This is a genomic window from Citrobacter sp. RHB20-C16, from assembly GCF_013890155.1.
In the GTDB taxonomy this organism is placed as follows: Bacteria; Pseudomonadota; Gammaproteobacteria; order Enterobacterales; family Enterobacteriaceae; genus Citrobacter_A; species Citrobacter_A amalonaticus.
Genome location: NZ_CP057630.1, coordinates 4,441,870 through 4,460,467 on the forward strand (window position 1 = coordinate 4,441,870; position 18,598 = coordinate 4,460,467).

Consider the following 18,598-nt stretch of genomic DNA (forward strand, 5'->3'; position numbering starts at 1 on the left):
TATGCGGGATTCACTGCGAGCATGAATCCTCCACCCCCCAGCTTTTTTATGGGGGAGGAGTCGGGAGGATGAGGGAAGGAAGTCTGAGACCCTGGCCGGGGGACATCGCGTAATTTCGTGATGTTCCCCGCAAAAATGAGTCTGTTTTTATGTGCGCCAGTACGCATTACTCATATTTCTGCAACACAGATCACATAAAGAGCGGGTGGGGCGTAGGGGTAAGGAGGATGGAAAGAGGATGTCAAATAAGGAGACTGAGTCACGTTGAACCACTGAAGTCTTACCACGAGCACATCACCAAAAGGATGGCAGATATGAAGATCAAGACTGGCGCACGCGTTTTCGCATTGTCCGCCCTCGCAGCAATGATGATTTCCGCACCGGCTCTGGCCAAAATTGAAGAAGGTAAACTGGTTATCTGGATTAACGGCGACAAAGGCTATAACGGCCTGGCCGAAGTGGGTAAAAAATTCGAGAAAGACACCGGTATCAAAGTGACCATCGAGCACCCGGACAAGCTGGAAGAGAAATTCCCGCAGGTCGCGGCAACCGGTGACGGTCCGGACATCATTTTCTGGGCGCACGATCGTTTTGGCGGTTACGCACAGTCTGGCCTGCTGGCTGAAATCACGCCGGATAAAGCGTTCCAGGACAAACTCTATCCGTTCACCTGGGATGCCGTGCGTTACAACGGCAAACTGATCGCCTATCCGATCGCGGTTGAAGCGCTGTCGCTGATTTACAACAAAGACCTGGTGGCAAACCCGCCGAAGACCTGGGAAGAAATTCCGGCACTGGATAAAGAGCTGAAGGCGAAAGGTAAGAGCGCGCTGATGTTCAACCTGCAAGAGCCGTACTTCACCTGGCCGCTGATTGCTGCCGACGGCGGTTACGCGTTCAAGTTTGAAAACGGCACGTACGACGTGAAAGACGTGGGCGTCGACAGCGCAGGCGCGAAAGCGGGTCTGGGCTTCCTGGTTGACCTCATCAAGAACAAACACATGAACGCCGACACCGACTACTCCATCGCCGAAGCGGCCTTTAACAAAGGCGATACGGCGATGACCATCAACGGTCCGTGGGCATGGACGAACATCGATAAGAGCAAAGTGAACTACGGCGTCACCCTGCTGCCAACCTTCAAAGGCAAACCGTCTAAACCGTTCGTCGGCGTGCTGAGTGCCGGTATTAACGCCGCCAGCCCGAATAAAGAACTGGCAAAAGAGTTCCTGGAAAACTACCTGCTGACCGATCAAGGTCTGGAAGAAGTGAACAAGGACAAACCGCTGGGCGCCGTGGCGCTGAAATCCTATCAGGATCAGTTAGCGAAAGATCCACGTATCGCCGCCACCATGGATAACGCCCAGAAAGGCGAAATCATGCCGAACATCCCGCAGATGTCTGCGTTCTGGTACGCGGTTCGTACGGCGGTCATCAACGCCGCCAGCGGTCGTCAGACCGTTGACGCAGCACTGAAAGACGCGCAGGGCCGTATCACCAAGTAATGCTGTCGATGTGCCTGATGGCGCTGCGCTTATCAGGCCTACAAACGTCTGTAGGCCGGATAAGGCATTTATGTCGCCATCCGGCACATTCACGACAAGATTTCACTGTTGTAGAGGAAGATCCCCATGGATGTCATTAAAAAGAAACATTGGTGGCAAAGCGACACGCTGAAATGGTCAGTGATAGGTCTGCTGGGCCTGCTGGTGGGTTACCTTGTTGTTTTAATGTATGCACAGGGGGAGTACCTGTTCGCCATCATGACGCTGATTTTAAGCTCTGCTGGCCTGTACATTTTTGCCAACCGTAAGACCTACGCCTGGCGCTACGTTTACCCAGGCATGGCTGGTATGGGGCTGTTTGTCCTGTTTCCGCTGATTTGCACCATCGCCATTGCCTTTACCAACTACAGCAGCACCAACCAGCTCACTTTCGAACGCGCCCAAGAGGTGCTGATGGACCGCTCTTATCAGGCGGGTAAATCCTTTAACTTCGGGCTATATCCTGCCGGTGAAGAGTGGCAACTGGCTCTCACCGACGGCGAAACCGGAAAGAATTACCTCTCCGACGCTTTTAAATTTGGTGGCGAGCAAAAGCTGGCGCTGAAAGAGACAGACGCCCTGCCGACCGGTGAACGCGCAACGCTGCGCATCATCACCCAGAATCGCCAGGCGCTGAATCAGATTACCGCCGTGATGCCCGATGGCAGTAAAGTGATCATGAGCTCGCTGCGCCAGTTCTCCGGTACGCAGCCGCTGTACACCCTCGCTGATGACGGCATGTTGACCAACAACCAGAGCGGCGTGAAATACCGTCCCAATAACGACATCGGCTATTACCAGTCCATCAATGCGGACGGCAACTGGGGTGATGAGAAGCTGAGTCCAGGCTACACCGTGACCATCGGCTGGGATAACTTTACCCGCGTCTTTACGGACGAAGGGATCCAGAAGCCATTCTTCGCCATCTTCGTGTGGACGGTGGTTTTCTCAGTGCTGACCGTGATTCTGACCGTCGCCGTGGGGATGGTGCTGGCGTGTCTGGTGCAGTGGGAATCGCTGAAAGGTAAGGCCATTTACCGCGTCCTGCTGATCCTGCCGTACGCTGTGCCGTCGTTTATCTCAATTCTGATTTTCAAAGGGCTGTTCAACCAGAGCTTTGGTGAAATCAACATGATGCTGAGCGCGCTGTTTGGCATCAAACCAGCGTGGTTCAGCGATCCGACCACTGCCCGTTCGATGATTATTATCGTCAACACCTGGCTCGGTTATCCGTACATGATGATCCTGTGCATGGGCTTGCTGAAAGCGATTCCGGACGACCTGTACGAAGCCTCGGCAATGGATGGCGCAGGCCCGTTCCAGAACTTCTTTAAGATTACGCTCCCGCTGCTGATCAAGCCGCTGACGCCGCTGATGATCGCCAGCTTCGCCTTTAACTTTAACAACTTCGTGCTGATTCAACTGTTAACCAACGGCGGTCCGGATCGCCTCGGAACGACCACGCCAGCCGGGTATACCGACCTGTTAGTGAGCTACACCTATCGCATCGCCTTTGAAGGCGGCGGCGGTCAGGACTTTGGTCTGGCGGCGGCAATCGCCACGCTGATCTTCCTGCTGGTCGGCGCCCTGGCGATTGTGAACCTGAAAGCCACACGCATGAAATTTGATTAATCAGCATCACCAGGCGTCATTGGCGCCGCCAGTCTGGATGCTGCCAGCATTCAGAATGGCAAGTGAAATAGCCTGGAGCGGTATTAAGGAGTGAAGAAAAATTATGGCTATGGTCCAACCGAAATCTCAAAAGTTGCGCCTCTTTATCACGCACCTGCTGCTGCTGATATTTATCGCGGCGATCATGTTCCCGCTGCTGATGGTTATCGCCATCTCGCTGCGTGAAGGTAACTTTGCGACCGGGAGCCTGATCCCGGAAAAAATCTCCTGGGAGCACTGGCGGCTGGCGCTGGGCTTTAGCGTTGAACACGCTGATGGCCGCGTCACGCCGCCCCCCTTCCCGGTACTGTTATGGCTGTGGAACTCGGTGAAAATCGCCGGGATCACCGCAATGGGTATCGTGGCGCTGTCCACTACCTGTGCCTACGCTTTTGCCCGTATGCGCTTCCCTGGCAAAGCCACGCTGCTCAAAGGAATGCTGATTTTCCAGATGTTCCCGGCGGTGCTGTCGCTGGTCGCGTTGTACGCGTTGTTCGATCGCCTCGGTCAGTACATTCCGTTTATCGGTCTGAACACCCACGGCGGGGTGATCTTCGCCTATCTCGGCGGTATCGCACTGCATGTGTGGACCATCAAAGGCTATTTCGAAACCATCGACGGCTCGCTGGAAGAAGCGGCCGCACTGGATGGAGCAACCCCATGGCAGGCGTTCCGTCTGGTGTTGCTGCCGCTGTCGGTGCCCATTCTGGCGGTGGTCTTTATTCTGTCGTTCATTGCCGCCATCACCGAAGTACCGGTTGCCTCACTGTTGCTACGTGATGTGAACAGCTACACCCTGGCGGTCGGGATGCAGCAGTACCTCAACCCACAAAACTATCTGTGGGGCGATTTTGCCGCTGCCGCCGTGCTGTCCGCGATTCCAATCACTCTGGTCTTCCTGCTGGCGCAGCGCTGGCTGGTCAACGGCCTGACGGCGGGCGGAGTCAAAGGTTAAGTTTCATCGAAGTACCTGTAATGCCACTGCACCCTCAACTTGTTTTATCCAACTTGTGACTGTAATTCGGCGCTCCACGGAGCGCCCTTTTTTTACTCACGCTTCAGGCGTTTCGAATTACACATCCAGAGGGTGATCACCAGCAGCAGGATCGCCGCCGAATAGATCAACACGTCCATTGGCGATTTGTGATCGACGATGATCAGCCGGACAATCGCGGTGATCCCGATATAGATGAAATAGCGCAGCGGAAAGTGAAAGCCTGACTGAAAGTACTTCACAATCAGCGCGATAAATTCGAAATAGAGAAAGTAGACAACCAGCCCTTCCACCAGCTCATACTTGCTGGCTTGTTCAGGCGCGAAAAGCACATCAGCCAGATGCAGTGTCTCTTTGCCGAGGAATACGACCAGGATCAGGCCCAGACTCAACAGCCCAAGGTTCAACACGGTCTGTAGGATCGTAGAGATAAACTCCACGCGCGGACGAGATAGTGACGTCATAACAGCACCTCTTTCTCAGTGGTGAGGTTCCTGTATAACGCAAAAATGTGACGGAGATCTATATTTTTTGTTTATGTTTTGTGCAATCAGAAAAGGGTGTGACAATCCTTTCAACCCTAACATTCTGAAAGGAAGGCGAAATGCTTCGGTTTCAAATGGCAATACAAGACGATGCCAGCCTGTTGAGCACAATGGGATATACCAGCTATCGTCATCATTTTGCCCATCTGTGGAAAAACGATGACGAACTGGCGGCGTATCTTGAGCAGGAATATTCTCTGCCCGCCATCGCCAGAAGTCTCGCAGAAGCGGGCACCTTCTGGTTGATCGCTTTTACTGACGTCCCGATTGGTTTTGCGAAGTATTCGTTACATCAGGCCCTTGAGCCACAAGACCCGCCGGGGACATTGCTGCATAAGATCTACCTTCTGCCGGGCGAAACTGGCAAACAGTACGGTGAACAGCTTTTTGCCGAAGTGGTCCGTCAGGCCAAAGCGCAAGGGGAAACACGGATCTGGCTGGAGGTACTGGCGGATAACCCCCGGGCACGTCAGTTCTATGAACAACAGGGAATGACCTTTGTGAAAAACACTTTTTTTTCCACCACGTCGCAGACCACTACGCTTCACGTCATGGAAAAACCGCTCTGAGAGACCCAAAATGGCAACGATTCGTCAGTCCACCCTCCGCAATGTCACCTGTGGTGAAAATGTGGTGATTTATGAACCCGCCAATCTCTACGACTGCCGGCTTGGCGACAACGTTTTTGTCGGCCCCTTTGTCGAAATTCAGGGAAATACGCAGATTGGCGCAGAGACAAAAATCCAGTCGCATACCTTCATTTGCGAATATGTCACCATCGGTTCCCGCTGCTTTATCGGCCACGGCGTCATGTTCGCTAACGATATGTTTCGGGAAGGAAAACCCAATGCCGACCGCAGCAGTTGGGGACGAATTACTCTTGGTGACGATGTCTCCATTGGTAGCGGCGCGACAATACTGGCGGTCAGTATCTGCGATGGTGTAGTTATCGGTGCGGGTAGCGTGGTGACCAAATCAATCACCGAAAAAGGCGTATATGCGGGTAATCCAGCCAGATTATTACGCCGTCTTCCGGCTGGATAAAACCACGTTAACTCAGCGGAAATTCACACTTTTATCGCTGGTCATGTCATAGAGCTGGAATTTACGTCCGAGCTGCTGACCCCCATCACGCGTCAGCGGCGTCCAGCCGATGGCCGCACGACTGCGGGTCGGGCCGGAAGAGAAGAGATCCAGCGGAATCGACACGTAGACGCCTTTGGTGAAATCCCCTTCGCCATACTCATCCGGCGAGACGTTGGTAAGCGTGGCGTAACCACCCACCACCACGCCGCTGTCAAAGCGTTTAGAGATATCCAGCGTGCCGCCTTTATCCCCCGCCAGATACTGACCGATGCTTGCTTTCACCAGCACGTCCTGGGCGAATGACGGCGTCCAGTAGGCCGTCAAGTGTCCGGTCTTCACGCTGTAGTCGGTGAATTTCATCATGTCCTGCGCGCTGCGCCAGTCACGCTGTTTCACGTAGTTTGCATCCAGACCAAACGCCCAGTTGCTGTCGACCGGACGGTACAGCACTTCTGCCCCCGCCCCGCCATACATGGTTTCAAGATAACCCCCGTAGACCTGACCATAGAAACCATTACCCAAGTACTGGAAATAGTTAGCTTGCAGGTTGTTCACATAAACGTCGTTCTGCACATATTCACGCACGCGGGTACGCACACGCGGCAGCTTCGAATCGTTCGGCGGATTGGTGTAGTTGAATTTATCGTAGTTATTGGCGAGATTTCCAAACAAGCTTCCGGTGGTCAGCAGGTGATCGGTCACCCACAGATCCGCCGTCGCCATCACACCCAACTGGTACATGTAGAAGTTTTCCGGTCCGCCCACGGACTGGTTCAGCACCGGATCGAGGTGGAAGTCGAAGCGCGACTTGTCGATATACCAGCCCTGCTCAGTGCGTTCCGGCACTATCGGCTCAAGGCGTTGTTGCGCCAGCGGCGTTTCCTGTCCCAGCGGTTCGCCTTCCAGATGGCGTTTCAGGCTGCTGACGTCCGTTTCGGTGGTGACCTGCGGCAGGTTGAGACGGTTTTCCGTCACGCGGATCGTGCGGATCCCCTCTGGCAAATCGTTCATCACGATCCGATTCGCCCGTTCAATACCTTCACGCGAGTCGCGGTATTTCACCTGCTCGCCGGTCACGTACAGCGTGTCGCCTTTCACCTGAATCTGCGGATCTGCCAGTCCGGCGTTGTATTTCAGCAGCGTCAACTGATTCGCCACCACTGAGTGTTGCAGGATCGCGTCCTGCGGTTGCGGCTGGTATTTCGGCCGCGCGTTATCGTTATACGATGGGCGTAAGTCGTTGAAATTAGTCCGCAGCGTTACCCCAAACATAAAGGTGTTACCACGTTCATAGCTGAGGTTAACGTCGGCCCAATCGGTGACGCGGTAAATGGCGCCGACGTTAAACTTGCTTTTCTGTTCCAGCTTGCCCGCAAAATCCTGCTGGTAGTTATTGCCCTCATATTCCAGCTTCAGCCGCAGGGGCTGCCACGGCGTCTGGTACTCAACGCCGCCAAACAACGATGCCGGGCCGTGGAACATCTGGCTGCCATCAATGGAGCCAGCTTGTTTATAGCGGTTATCGCGGTAGCAATATTTATCGCTGTACGAACAGAGCGGGTTACTGACGTTGCCGCTGGTTCCCAGATATCCCCAGCCGAGGCCGAGTGAGAAATCAAACGGTCCCCAGGCTTTGTTCGCCACGAGGTATTCCGCATCAAACAGGCCAGTCCCGCCGATATCTCGCGCACCGACCGACACCTGCGGCATCCAGTAGCTCTCTTCCCACAGGCGTAACTTCAGATCGAACGCTTTATCTTTGTAGGTTTGATCGCCGGAAAACGATTCGACGCTGCTGTACTTTTTGGTCCGCACGTCGGTGTAGCGCAGCGTGGTTTCCAGCCAGGGGAAAAGCTGCACGGAGGCGGAGTAGTAACGGTACTGATCGTTATCACGATAGTTGAGGCTCAACTCCCCTTCACGCGCCATGCGCGCGGTTGGGGTCTGTAATAATCCCACGCCGCCAAAATCCGACTGAGAGGGTCCAATCGGCGCCGGATACGTTTCGGCATGGCAGGCTGCGCTGATGCCCAGCGCCAGTAAGCTGAGCAGATATGTTTTTTTCATTATTCAGGTATCCGCTGCGTCAGGGTATGAAGAATGTCGGCGTTCAGCGCTTCCGGTTCGCTGCTCCAGAGAGAATCATCCAGCCCGACAACAATGATGCTGCCAGGCATCGGTTCAACGTGACGCTTATTCCAGTACGCCACCGGCACCTTCTGCGTTCGGCCATCGGGATAAACAAGCCACGCATAGCTGCGATCCGCGCCGCTGAGCCGGTCTTGTCCATCGAGATAGCTGACGACGTCGCGTCCGGGCATAAACGGCTGTTTTCCGGGACGGCTTATCAGGCCAAAGAGCGTGACGTCCGTCGGCTGCCCGCCGACCCACAGCGTGTAGTTGCCCTGCAACGGCGGATTGCCGCGTTCGCTGACCCGCACGATGTCCGGATCGAGATTCACCAGCTGTCGACCCGTCACCTTCAGCGCCTGAACTTGCTGGCGCAACGCGTTAATGGCGGCGGCATCGTCCCCGCTTGCGTTGGCGCTTAACGCCGCCAGGCGCGCCAGCAGCGCCTGCTGTTGGCCCTGCGCTTTCACGGTCGCTTTCTCTTCAGCGATCACCGCGCCAGGCCACCAGCTGTTCGCCAGTCTGGGCTGTCCCACCAGATCGATAAGATGATCAGCGCCGGTAAGCGTTTTCGGCTCTGTGCTACCGGCGCTAAAGACCTTAACGGTCCCCGCAGCAAAAACAGATGACGCGCTCAGACTGAAGATCAGCGCTGCAAGAGTCCGTTTCATCATGATTTTGCCGCCTTAATCAGCGTGGTTTTCACCGGGAAGAAGTTCGCGCCCAGATACTGCTCCGACTGGCGAATTTGCCCTTCGTTATCGATCCAGTAACGGTTATGCCAGCGCGCTTGATCGGTCGTGACAGTTTCGTCCAGCACGCGAACCGGCGTCTCTTCGCTACCGACTTTTACCGTGTCGTTGCCATCCCATGTAAAGACGGAGCGCGCGGTGGCATAGCGCACCTGCTTGTATTCCGTCCAGCCCATCGTGCGGGTCCAGGTGGCACCGTCGACGATCTGATTCGGTTTACTCAGCGGGTCATCTGCGAGGTTATTCACATCGATAAGGTTGTCGCCGCCAAGCAACGTTTTCACCAGACGACCATGCTGGGTCACGAGAGTGGCCTGATCCTGCGTCACCCATTTCTGCTGCCCGTTCTCTGCGAAAGCGAGCACCACAAACAGCTGCGGCCCGCCGTTGAGCTGCATGTACTGGCTGGCGTAGGGCATGTTTTGGATATCATCGTCCGTTAGCTGGACGCCGGGCGTGCCAAACAGACTGTCCCACAGTGAGTTGCCCAGCTGCTTTGTGGTGGCTGAGCAGGCCTGTAACAGCAGGCAAAGTAATATGAGCGCAGGTCGCTTCACGACTCTTCTCCAGAAGGGCAAAATAACCACACCGAAGTGTGGTTAGAGTTAAACGTACCGGTGTTACTGGGTACTGGTGGTGGTTGTGGTGGTGGTCCCGGTATTGGAACCGTCACCGCCGCCGGTTGCCGCCAGAGCGACACCCACCGCCGAACTTACGGTGCTCACGCTGGATGCCGAGGAGCTACCCGCCGACACCGACGTTGCTGCCGAACCTGCTGCTTCACCCACCTGAACGGGGGCTGCATAGACAGAACTCGCCGCAAGCGCAGATATGGCAAAAATGCCATACAGAACTTTTTTCATAACAATTTCCCTTCATTGAATGAATGGAGATTTGCCCAAAAGCGTTTCGGGCGGGATCGAGTATACACAACTAAAGCATGCGAATTACGGTAGGGGGAAATAGCGGAATGGTTTTAGGATAATTGGACTTTTGTTGAATTATTTACTTTAATTAAAATAACAATAAACATTAAAAACAATTAGTTATCATTAAAACATGACATCTGGACGATCCGTATTATCCTAAAATAACACGGCGTTATTTTCCGGTTATTTATTATTTTAGGATTATGCTCAATATAGAACGGTGGAGAACAACACGAACAACCGGAATTATCTTATAAAAAAAGCCGATAATAATATCGGCTGATTTCATTATTAATTTGCCGGATAAGGCATTCGCCGCCATCCGGCACGCTGGCAGATTAACGCCAGGCTTTATAACGGTTAATCAATCCGTTAGTCGAGCTGTCGTGGCTTTCGATCGCCTTATCATCTTTCAGCTCCGGCAGAATACGGTTTGCCAGCTGTTTACCCAGCTCAACGCCCCACTGGTCGAAGGTAAAGATGTTCAGGATGATGCCCTGTGTAAAGATTTTGTGCTCATACAGGGCGATCAGCGCCCCCAGGCTGAACGGGGTGATTTCACGCAGCAGGATGGAGTTAGTCGGGCGGTTGCCCTCAAACACTTTGAACGGTACCACGTGTTCCAGCGTGGCCGGATCTTTACCCTGGTCACGGTATTCCTGCTCCACCACTTCGCGGGATTTCCCGAACGCCAGCGCTTCAGTCTGGGCGAAGAAGTTAGACAGCAGCTTCGGATGGTGATCGGACAGCGGGTTATGGGTAATCGCCGGGGCGATAAAGTCACAAGGCACCATTTTGGTTCCCTGATGAATCAACTGGTAGAACGCGTGCTGACCGTTGGTTCCCGGCTCACCCCAGATGATCGGACCCGTCTGGTAATCCACCGGGTTGCCGTTACGGTCAACATATTTCCCGTTGGACTCCATATTGCCCTGCTGGAAGTAGGCCGCGAAACGGTGCATATACTGGTCGTACGGCAGGATGGCTTCGGTTTCAGCACCGAAGAAATTGTTGTACCAGATGCCGATCAGCGCCAGCAGCACCGGCAGGTTGCTCTCCAGAGGCGTGGTCGAGAAGTGCTTATCCATCGCATGCGCGCCGGACAGCAGTTGCACAAAGTTGTCGTAGCCGACAGACAGGATGATCGACAGACCAATCGCTGACCACAGAGAATAACGACCGCCCACCCAGTCCCAGAACTCGAACATGTTGGCGGTATCAATACCGAACTCACCAACCGCTTTCGCATTGGTAGACAGTGCAGCGAAGTGTTTCGCAACGTGTTTTTCATCACCGGCGGTTTTCAGGAACCAGTCACGCGCGCTGTGGGCGTTGGTCATGGTTTCCTGCGTGGTGAAGGTCTTGGACGCCACGAGGAACAGGGTAGTTTCCGGATTCACTTTCTTCAGCACTTCGGCGATATGGGTACCGTCGACGTTAGAAACAAAGTGCATATTCAGGTGATTTTTGTATGGGCGCAGCGCTTCGGTCACCATGAACGGGCCGAGGTCAGAGCCGCCAATACCGATGTTGACCACGTCGGTGATCGCTTTACCGGTATAACCTTTCCACTGACCCGAAATAATGGCTTCGGAGAAAGATTTCATCTTCTCCAGCACCGCGTTGACTTCCGGCATCACATCTTTGCCGTCAACCATAATCGGGGTATTGCTACGGTTACGCAACGCCACATGCAACACGGCACGATCTTCCGTACGGTTGATTTTCTCGCCGGAGAACATGGACTTGATGGCGCCCGCCAGATCGGTCTCTTTCGCCAGATCCTGCAGTTTCGCCAGCGTCTCTTCGGTGATGCGGTTTTTGGAGTAATCCACCAGCATCAGATCGTCAAACGTTGCGGAGAATTTGCTGAAGCGATCGTTATCCTTCGCGAACAAATCCGCGAGGGTAACGTCCTTCATCTCGTCAAAGTGTTTTTGTAGTGCCTGCCAGGCAGAGGTCTGCGTTGGATTGATGTTTTTCATTAGCAATACTCTTCTGATTTGAGAATTGTGACTGTGATCGATTGTAACGCCAGTCACAGAAAAGTGTGATTGTTTTAGTGCCGTTGCCCTGGCTTCGGTCAAATACAGTGAAAAAACAGCGTTGTTATAAGTACGGTTACTCAGCCACTTGCCAGCATGAAAAATCCGCATAATCCCGGCGTTGACAGTGTCGTCTGCACATTTTATTTATAAATACGGTATTTGCGCCTGCACCGGTTTCTGTTCTGCCTTTGTGCCCAGGTCGCTTTCTCACTCCCTGACACGAGGTTGTTATGACAGAAATCGTTGTTTCCAAATTTGGCGGTACCAGCGTCGCTGATTTTGATGCCATGAACCGCAGCGCCGACGTGGTGCTTTCCGATGCAAACGTGCGCGTAGTGGTGCTCTCAGCTTCTGCTGGCATCACCAATCTGCTGGTGGCGCTGGCAGAAGGACTGGAACCACAGGCTCGCTTTGAGAAGCTCGACGCCATCCGAAAAATTCAGTTCGATATCCTGGAGCGTCTGCGTTATCCCAACGTCATTCGTGAAGAGATTGAACGCCTGCTGGAAAATATCACCACGCTGGCAGAAGCGGCCTCATTAGCCACCTCCCCGGCACTGACGGATGAACTGGTCAGCCACGGCGAACTGATGTCCACCCTGCTGTTTGTTGAGATCCTGCGTGAGCGTAACGTTCAGGCGCAGTGGTTTGATGTGCGTAAAGTGATGCGAACCAACGATCGCTTTGGCCGTGCCGAACCTGACGTAGCGGCGCTGGCGGAGCTGGCGACATTGCAACTGACCCCGCGTCTGAGCGAAGGGCTGGTGATCACGCAAGGGTTCATCGGCAGCGAAGGCAAAGGGCGTACCACCACACTCGGACGCGGCGGCAGCGACTACACAGCCGCCCTGTTGGCCGAAGCGCTGCATGCGGCGCGTGTCGATATCTGGACGGATGTTCCGGGCATCTATACCACCGATCCTCGCGTGGTGCCTGCCGCCCAGCGTATCGATGAAATCGCCTTTGAAGAGGCGGCGGAAATGGCCACCTTCGGCGCGAAAGTGCTGCATCCGGCCACCCTGCTGCCGGCGGTGCGCAGCGATATCCCGGTCTTCGTTGGATCCAGTAAAGATCCGAAAGCAGGCGGCACGCTGGTTTGTAACAAAACGCAGAATCCACCGCTGTTCCGCGCGCTGGCGCTGCGTCGTAAGCAGACGCTGCTGACCCTGCACAGCCTGAATATGCTGCACTCGCGCGGTTTCCTGGCTGAAGTGTTCGGCATTCTGGCGCGCCATAATATCTCCGTAGATTTGATCACCACCTCTGAAGTGAGCGTGGCGCTGACGCTGGACACCACCGGTTCCACCTCCACCGGCGATACGCTGCTGACGCAGTCGCTGCTAATGGAACTGTCGGCCTTGTGTCGGGTGGAAGTGGAAGAAGGTCTCGCGCTGGTCGCGTTGATTGGTAACGATCTGTCGAAAGCCTGCGGTGTCGGCAAAGAGGTGTTCGGCGTACTGGAACCGTTCAATATCCGCATGATTTGCTATGGCGCTTCCAGCCATAACCTCTGTTTCCTGGTGCCTGGCACCGAAGCAGAACAGGTGGTACAGAAACTGCACCATAATTTGTTTGAGTGAGACAGGCCTGAATGCCGGATGGCGATGAAACGCCTTATCCGGCCTGGAGGCCAGCCGGTGTCGGCCCGATAAGCGTGAGCATCATCGGGCAACACAGTCATGACATCACCGTCTCGTAAAGCAGTCGATCCAGTGCCTTCACGTCGCCTTCGCGGCTATCCGGTAACGTTGGCGGGATTTCGCCTCGCGCCAGTTCGGCGTGGATAAACGTATGTAGCAGCGGACGACGCGGACCATACTCCGCCTCCCCAGCCCGCTGTTTGCGCACCAGCAGTTCATCTATTTCCTGACGTAACGGCGCATCCAGATCGCTTCCCGCCAGCAGTTCGGCAAACCGCATGGGCGGAACGCCTTTTCCTGCTTCAACCCAACGCACCGCCAACAGCGGACGCAGGACGTAGAAGTACTTTTTCAGACGCACCGTTTCCCCCTGCAAGTAGCCACGAAAGTTTTTTCGCGCCATCGAGTAGTAGTGCCAGCGCGCACGAAGCGGAGAGAACCACTGCGGTATCATCGCTTTAAGCGCACTGACCGTAGCATCATCCTGCTGATAAACCACCGGTGAATCCAGCCACTCGATCAGCGTTGGGTTAGCGCCCTTCAGCAGACCCAGCGCTTTACGCCACTCCCAGCCGCACACATCCAGCTCATCGTCGATTGGCAGCTCGATCACGTCACGCGGCGCATCAACCCGCAGATACCACTCCGGCGGATGAACATACAAAAACCGCACATCGTAATCGCTATCCGACGAGGCAAATCCCCAGCCACGACTCCCCGATTCGCAGGCATACAGCACCCTGACGCCGTAGCGGGTTTCTATCTCTTTGAGCTGCCGCATGACCCGTTCGCACATTGCGGCACTCACTGCATTTTTGGTCATCTTATTTATCCTTTTACACACACCACCTGTCGTAGCGTATGCACAATTTCTACCAGCGAAGACTGCGCCGCCATCACGGCATCAATGTCTTTGTATGCCAGCGGAATTTCATCAATCACCTCGCTGTCTTTACGGCATTCAACGTGGGCCGTCGCGCGGATCTGATCCGCTACGGTAAAGCGTTTTTTAGCCGCCGTTCGGCTCATGGTTCTTCCCGCACCATGACTGCAGGAACAGAAGCTCTCTTCATTTCCCAACCCACGCACAATGAAGCTTTTCGCCCCCATCGATCCGGGGATGATCCCCATCTGACCTTTTTGTGCGGAAACGGCACCTTTACGCGTTACCAGCACCTCTTCACCAAAATGACGCTCTTTTTGCACGTAGTTATGGTGGCAATTCACTGCTTCTTGTTGCGTGATAAACGGTTTACTCACGCTACGCGACAGCGCGGCCAGCACGCGGGACATCATGACCTCCCGGTTTTGTCGGGCAAAATCCTGCGCCCATTCCACCGCTTCAATGTAGTCGTTGTAGTGCCGACTCCCTTCCTGGAAATACGCCAGGTTTCGGTCAGGCAAATTCGCGATATGTTGTTGCATATCCTGCTGCGCCAGCGTGATAAAGACGTTGCCGATGGCATTCCCCACACCACGCGAACCACTGTGCAACATCACCCAGACGCGCTGCTGCTCATCCAGACACACTTCAATGAAGTGATTACCGGTTCCCAACGTTCCGAGATGCTTATAGTTATTGGTTTTCAGCAGCGAGGGATACTTGTCAGTCAGGCGCGTAAAGCGCGGTGCCAATGTCCCCCAGTGAGTACTCACCTCCTCTGGCGGCGTGTCCCACGCCCCTTTATCGCAACGGGATCGCGTATTGGTTCGCCCGTGGGGAACGGCCTGCTCAATCGCGCTCCGCAACCCGCTGAGGTTATCCGGCAGATCGCCAGCCAGCAGCGAGGTACGTACCGCAATCATCCCACAGCCGATGTCCACCCCCACTGCTGCCGGAATAATCGCTCCTTTGGTCGGAATCACGCTGCCAATCGTTGACCCTTTCCCCAGATGCACATCCGGCATGACCGCCAGGTGTTTAAAAATAAATGGCATCTTCGCCGTGTTCAGCAATTGCTGGCGTGCCTCGGGTTCCACCGGGACGCCGTGCGTCCACATTTTCACCGGCGCCGCGTTCTGCGACGTCAACAGCGCATAGTCGTGATGTGCCATGTTTCTTATCCTTTAATGTTCACTAAGCCGTGCAGAACCTGGTCCAGACCACCGAATACCGAGATTTTATCGATACGCTCTGCCACTCTTTCGAGGGTTTCCAGCTCTTTTAAACGCAAAGCCACCGGGTTGTTTTCCATCACTTTCGCCGTATTCAACAACGAGCGCGTCGCTGCCGTTTCTTCACGACGGCGGATCACGTTGGCCTGCGCCGATTTTTCCGCTTCAACCAGACGGGACAGAATCGTTTTCATATCCCCCGGCAACACAATGTCCTTCACACCCAGCGACGCCACGTCGATGCCATACGGTGCCATCCGGTCTTTCACCTGTGCGCTGACCACCTCATCAATTACCTGTTTGTCTTCCAGCAGCTCATCGAGCGTGCGCGTCCCGACGGCCTCCCGCAGCGCAAACTGCAGTTCGCGGTACAGATGATCGAGCGGTTTAGTGAGCTGTGCAAACGCCAGCAACACATCGCGGTAACGCCAGTTCGCCGCGAGGTTCAGGCGCAGATTGACCTTATCTTTGGTCAAAATTTCCTGACCGCCCACTTCCAGCACCTGCAAACGGGTATCCACCACTTCAGCGTCAACCAGATGATTCACTTTCCAGTACGCCGTCAGACCCGGCGGCAGCAGTGCCTGCGTCTCGCCATCAATTTTCAACACTCCGGCGTGCCAGGCAGGCACCTGTACGGTAAGCATCGCTTCACGACCTTTTACCGCGCCGCTACGTCGCGGTTGCAGAACCGCATTCATCACCTCAGCAGGCACCTGAACCTGACGCGTATCCATCCGTACCAGTTTCAACGCCTCGTCGGCCCGCCAGTACAAACGGCGCGTTGACGGCGGCAGGATCTCCTGCAACACCTCATTCATGTATAACGCGCCCGCTTCGCTGTCGTTAAGATCAACGGCCAGGGCATAACGTGTTACCCAGTCTGGCTGAAAGCGGCGTAAATAATTCGCCAGCGCTTCCGGCACTTCGCTGCCGTCCAGATTAACCACCAGCACCTCTGGCGTGTTGAACCACGGCAGACGGTGTTCACCCGCCTCCAGAACCTGATAGTAGTCGCCGTTTTTGGCTAACAGACCTAATTGCCCTTTACGGATCGTGATTTTCTTCGTCATTTTTCTTTTTTCCTTATCAAGTCAGGTGCGGGTGCGGAGGCGAGGCCACAGGGGAATTCCCTTTTGCCTGCGGCGCGGCATCGTGACCGGCGACCTGTTTTGGGGCCTGTTAACTGCGCAGTGCCCGTTTTTATTTCTTTGATTAACAACCAGTTTCATTGGGAGAATGAATCGGGAATCGAACCCATTGTTCAGGTGTCATCGGTTGACGGAACACCTCCGGAATACAGCCTCAGCCGTTCCTGATGTGCCGGCGGGGTTTAACCCCCTGCGTTTTCAACGTGTTGACGAGAGGGTTATTGCCAGAAGCGTGCCAAAACGAGAAAATGACGAAATTATTTTTTAGTTAATTGATTAGTAAGGAATTAATTTTCACCATCAAAAATGATGATTGCAGACGTCTCGCCTGTTTTTTATCCTTACCTATCGAACTTTATCTTTTTGGATAAACATGAAAAAACGACGGGTGGTGATTGGTGTACTGGGCACGGTGCTGGATAAACGCGGCAAACGGGCAAACCGGTTAAAGAAATGGCGGCCCACGGTCGGACTGTGCCAACAGCCGGATTTCCCGATCGATCGGCTGGAGCTTATCCACCAGCCACGCGATGCCGGGATGTGTCAGCAGTTAGCGGAAGATATTAGCCTGCTCTCGCCACATACTGAGGTTCGTCCACATGCCATCCCCATTACCGATCCCTGGGATTTCGAAGAGGTCTACGCCGCGTTCCTCGACTTTGCTACTCATTACACTTTCGATACCGAGAATGAAGAGTATCTGGTGCACATCACGACCGGCACTCATGTGGCGCAAATTTGCTGGTTCCTGCTGACGGAAGCCCGCTATCTGCCCGCCAGCCTTCTGCAAACCGGACCCGCACCGAAGGGCGCTCCGCAGGAGGATATTGCCGCTGGCACCTGCTCGGTGATCGATCTTGATTTAAGCCGCTATGCCACACTCACCAGTCGCTTTCAGCGTGAGCAGCAACAATCGATCTCCTTCCTCAAAGGCGGTATCGAGACGCGCAATGCCACGTTCAATAAACTGATTGACCGTATTGAGCGCGTTGCCTTGCGCTCTGGCGATCCTATCCTGCTCACTGGCCCCACCGGTGCGGGGAAATCCTTCCTCGCAAAACGGATTTTTCAGCTTCGTCAGTCACGGCATCTGGTGGGTGGAAAACTGGTGGCAGTGAACTGCGCGACGTTGCGCGGCGATAACGCCATGTCGACGCTGTTTGGTCATGTGAAAGGTGCGTTTACGGGCGCACTGTCGTCACGAACGGGACTGTTACGTGAAGCCGACGGCGGGGTGCTGTTTCTGGATGAGATCGCGGAACTGGGGCTGGATGAACAGGCCATGCTACTGAAAGCGATCGAGGAGAAAACCTTCTTCCCGTTTGGCTCAGATAAAGAGGTGTACAGCGATTTCCAGTTGATAGCCGGAACCCATCGCGATATGCCGCAGTGGGTCGCCGAAGGGCGTTTTCGCGAAGATCTCTACGCACGGATAAACATGTGGCGCTTTGCCCTGCCCGGCCTTGCACAGCGGCGTGAAGACATCGCCCCTAACGTGGAGTATGAGCTGCAACGCTTCTCCCGCAGCCGACAGAATCAGATTCGTTTTGATAAGGAGGCGCGTGAACGCTATCTGGCGTTTGCCTGTTCACCTCAGGCGCAGTGGCGCGGCAATTTCCGCGAACTGAGTTCCTCCGTCGCGCGAATGGCGACGCTGGCCGAGCAAGGACGTATCACGCAGGCCCTTGTCGACGAAGAGATTGCGCTTTTGCAGGAGAGCTGGGGAGGGGCGCCGTCGCAACCGGAACTGGAGATGGAACTCGACCTCTTTGACCGCCGCCAACTGGAAACCGTGCTTGAGGTCTGTCGCCGCAGCGCATCGTTGTCCGAAGCCGGACGTGAACTCTTCGCCGTCTCACGACAAAAGAAAGCCAATCCCAACGATGCCGACCGTCTGCGTAAGTACCTGGCTCGGTTTGGTCTGAGCTGGGAAAATCTCAAAGTCAGAACATAAGCATAATTTGTTTGAATAATACCTCTTCACACGATACAC

The 18,598-nt window shown here is 54.6% G+C and carries 16 protein-coding genes; 7 read left to right on the top strand and 9 right to left on the bottom strand.

Annotation, left to right across the window (positions count from 1 at the left end):
* Nucleotides 1-314 precede the first annotated feature (314 nt).
* The 3 genes from malE (at nt 315) to malG (ending at nt 4,170) form a co-directional block, all read left to right on the top strand.
* Nucleotides 315-1,505, top strand: a complete 1,191-nt coding sequence (malE, locus tag HVX64_RS21275) for a maltose/maltodextrin ABC transporter substrate-binding protein MalE (protein WP_042999028.1) — start codon at nt 315-317, stop codon at nt 1,503-1,505.
* Between the two features lie 126 nt (nt 1,506-1,631).
* On the top strand, nt 1,632-3,176 hold the full coding sequence (gene malF, locus HVX64_RS21280; RefSeq protein WP_044253367.1) for a maltose ABC transporter permease MalF: 1,545 nt from the start codon (nt 1,632-1,634) through the stop codon (nt 3,174-3,176).
* Between the two features lie 103 nt (nt 3,177-3,279).
* Nucleotides 3,280-4,170, top strand: coding sequence for a maltose ABC transporter permease MalG (gene malG, locus HVX64_RS21285; RefSeq protein ID WP_044253369.1), 891 nt, complete (start codon nt 3,280-3,282; stop codon nt 4,168-4,170).
* 92 nt (nt 4,171-4,262) lie between these two features.
* Here the strand turns inward: malG and psiE are convergent, their stop codons facing one another.
* On the bottom strand, nt 4,263-4,673 hold the full coding sequence (gene psiE / locus HVX64_RS21290; RefSeq protein WP_042999025.1) for a phosphate-starvation-inducible protein PsiE: 411 nt from the start codon (nt 4,671-4,673) through the stop codon (nt 4,263-4,265).
* A 140-nt stretch (nt 4,674-4,813) separates the two neighbouring features.
* Here psiE and HVX64_RS21295 point away from each other — a divergent pair, with 140 nt between their 5' ends.
* Both HVX64_RS21295 and HVX64_RS21300 read left to right on the top strand, forming a co-directional pair.
* Nucleotides 4,814-5,323, top strand: coding sequence for a GNAT family N-acetyltransferase (locus tag HVX64_RS21295; protein WP_044253372.1), 510 nt, complete (start codon nt 4,814-4,816; stop codon nt 5,321-5,323).
* A 10-nt stretch (nt 5,324-5,333) separates the two neighbouring features.
* Nucleotides 5,334-5,798 (top strand): acyltransferase, encoded by a 465-nt coding sequence (locus HVX64_RS21300; RefSeq protein ID WP_042999023.1) that lies wholly within the window; start codon nt 5,334-5,336, stop codon nt 5,796-5,798.
* Nucleotides 5,799-5,810: 12 nt separating this feature from the next.
* Here HVX64_RS21300 and HVX64_RS21305 read toward each other — a convergent pair whose 3' ends face one another.
* From HVX64_RS21305 to pgi, 5 genes are all read right to left on the bottom strand, one after another.
* Nucleotides 5,811-7,907 (bottom strand): YjbH domain-containing protein, encoded by a 2,097-nt coding sequence (locus HVX64_RS21305; RefSeq protein ID WP_044253375.1) that lies wholly within the window; start codon nt 7,905-7,907, stop codon nt 5,811-5,813.
* The gene (locus HVX64_RS21310; RefSeq protein WP_042999021.1) at nt 7,907-8,644 is read right to left on the bottom strand and encodes a capsule biosynthesis GfcC D2 domain-containing protein; all 738 of its coding nucleotides are present in this window, start codon (nt 8,642-8,644) and stop codon (nt 7,907-7,909) included. Before HVX64_RS21310 ends, HVX64_RS21305 begins: the two co-directional genes overlap by 1 nt.
* Nucleotides 8,641-9,279, bottom strand: coding sequence for a YjbF family lipoprotein (locus tag HVX64_RS21315; RefSeq protein ID WP_042999020.1), 639 nt, complete (start codon nt 9,277-9,279; stop codon nt 8,641-8,643). Before HVX64_RS21315 ends, HVX64_RS21310 begins: the two co-directional genes overlap by 4 nt.
* A 63-nt stretch (nt 9,280-9,342) precedes the next feature.
* Nucleotides 9,343-9,585: an exopolysaccharide production protein YjbE gene (gene yjbE, locus HVX64_RS21320; RefSeq protein ID WP_042321038.1), complete on the bottom strand. Its 243-nt coding sequence runs from the start codon at nt 9,583-9,585 to the stop codon at nt 9,343-9,345.
* A 404-nt stretch (nt 9,586-9,989) separates the two neighbouring features.
* Entirely contained in the window at nt 9,990-11,636 is a 1,647-nt protein-coding gene (gene pgi / locus HVX64_RS21325) for a glucose-6-phosphate isomerase (RefSeq protein ID WP_044253378.1), read from the bottom strand.
* Nucleotides 11,637-11,929: 293 nt separating this feature from the next.
* On the opposite strand from pgi, the gene lysC reads away from it, so the two are divergent.
* Nucleotides 11,930-13,279 (top strand): lysine-sensitive aspartokinase 3, encoded by a 1,350-nt coding sequence (gene lysC / locus HVX64_RS21330; protein ID WP_042999018.1) that lies wholly within the window; start codon nt 11,930-11,932, stop codon nt 13,277-13,279.
* 97 nt (nt 13,280-13,376) lie between these two features.
* Here the strand turns inward: lysC and HVX64_RS21335 are convergent, their stop codons facing one another.
* The 3 genes from HVX64_RS21335 to HVX64_RS21345 are packed head-to-tail and all read right to left on the bottom strand — an operon-like array spanning nt 13,377 to nt 16,527.
* On the bottom strand, nt 13,377-14,162 hold the full coding sequence (locus HVX64_RS21335) for a nucleotidyltransferase domain-containing protein (protein WP_044253381.1): 786 nt from the start codon (nt 14,160-14,162) through the stop codon (nt 13,377-13,379).
* A 5-nt stretch (nt 14,163-14,167) separates the two neighbouring features.
* On the bottom strand, nt 14,168-15,394 hold the full coding sequence (locus HVX64_RS21340; protein ID WP_044253384.1) for an RtcB family protein: 1,227 nt from the start codon (nt 15,392-15,394) through the stop codon (nt 14,168-14,170).
* Between the two features lie 5 nt (nt 15,395-15,399).
* Complete coding sequence (locus HVX64_RS21345) at nt 15,400-16,527, bottom strand: slipin family protein (protein ID WP_042999015.1); 1,128 nt, start codon at nt 16,525-16,527, stop codon at nt 15,400-15,402.
* 451 nt (nt 16,528-16,978) lie between these two features.
* On the opposite strand from HVX64_RS21345, the gene rtcR reads away from it, so the two are divergent.
* Nucleotides 16,979-18,559, top strand: a complete 1,581-nt coding sequence (gene rtcR, locus HVX64_RS21350) for an RNA repair transcriptional activator RtcR (protein ID WP_044253387.1) — start codon at nt 16,979-16,981, stop codon at nt 18,557-18,559.
* Nucleotides 18,560-18,598: the final 39 nt, after the last annotated feature.

Excerpts from the sequence above, each read along its gene's own strand:
- HVX64_RS21340 (WP_044253384.1), bottom strand. The coding sequence starts at position 15,394 with ATGGCACATCACGACTATGCGCTGTTGACGTCGCAGAACGCGGCGCCG.
- malF (WP_044253367.1), top strand. The coding sequence starts at position 1,632 with ATGGATGTCATTAAAAAGAAACATTGGTGGCAAAGCGACACGCTGAAA.
- HVX64_RS21300 (WP_042999023.1), top strand. The coding sequence starts at position 5,334 with ATGGCAACGATTCGTCAGTCCACCCTCCGCAATGTCACCTGTGGTGAA.
- HVX64_RS21310 (WP_042999021.1), bottom strand. The coding sequence starts at position 8,644 with ATGATGAAACGGACTCTTGCAGCGCTGATCTTCAGTCTGAGCGCGTCA.
- HVX64_RS21305 (WP_044253375.1), bottom strand. The coding sequence starts at position 7,907 with ATGAAAAAAACATATCTGCTCAGCTTACTGGCGCTGGGCATCAGCGCA.
- pgi (WP_044253378.1), bottom strand. The coding sequence starts at position 11,636 with ATGAAAAACATCAATCCAACGCAGACCTCTGCCTGGCAGGCACTACAA.
- rtcR (WP_044253387.1), top strand. The coding sequence starts at position 16,979 with ATGAAAAAACGACGGGTGGTGATTGGTGTACTGGGCACGGTGCTGGAT.
- HVX64_RS21335 (WP_044253381.1), bottom strand. The coding sequence starts at position 14,162 with ATGACCAAAAATGCAGTGAGTGCCGCAATGTGCGAACGGGTCATGCGG.
- lysC (WP_042999018.1), top strand. The coding sequence starts at position 11,930 with ATGACAGAAATCGTTGTTTCCAAATTTGGCGGTACCAGCGTCGCTGAT.
- psiE (WP_042999025.1), bottom strand. The coding sequence starts at position 4,673 with ATGACGTCACTATCTCGTCCGCGCGTGGAGTTTATCTCTACGATCCTA.
- HVX64_RS21295 (WP_044253372.1), top strand. The coding sequence starts at position 4,814 with ATGCTTCGGTTTCAAATGGCAATACAAGACGATGCCAGCCTGTTGAGC.
- yjbE (WP_042321038.1), bottom strand. The coding sequence starts at position 9,585 with ATGAAAAAAGTTCTGTATGGCATTTTTGCCATATCTGCGCTTGCGGCG.
- malG (WP_044253369.1), top strand. The coding sequence starts at position 3,280 with ATGGCTATGGTCCAACCGAAATCTCAAAAGTTGCGCCTCTTTATCACG.
- HVX64_RS21345 (WP_042999015.1), bottom strand. The coding sequence starts at position 16,527 with ATGACGAAGAAAATCACGATCCGTAAAGGGCAATTAGGTCTGTTAGCC.
- malE (WP_042999028.1), top strand. The coding sequence starts at position 315 with ATGAAGATCAAGACTGGCGCACGCGTTTTCGCATTGTCCGCCCTCGCA.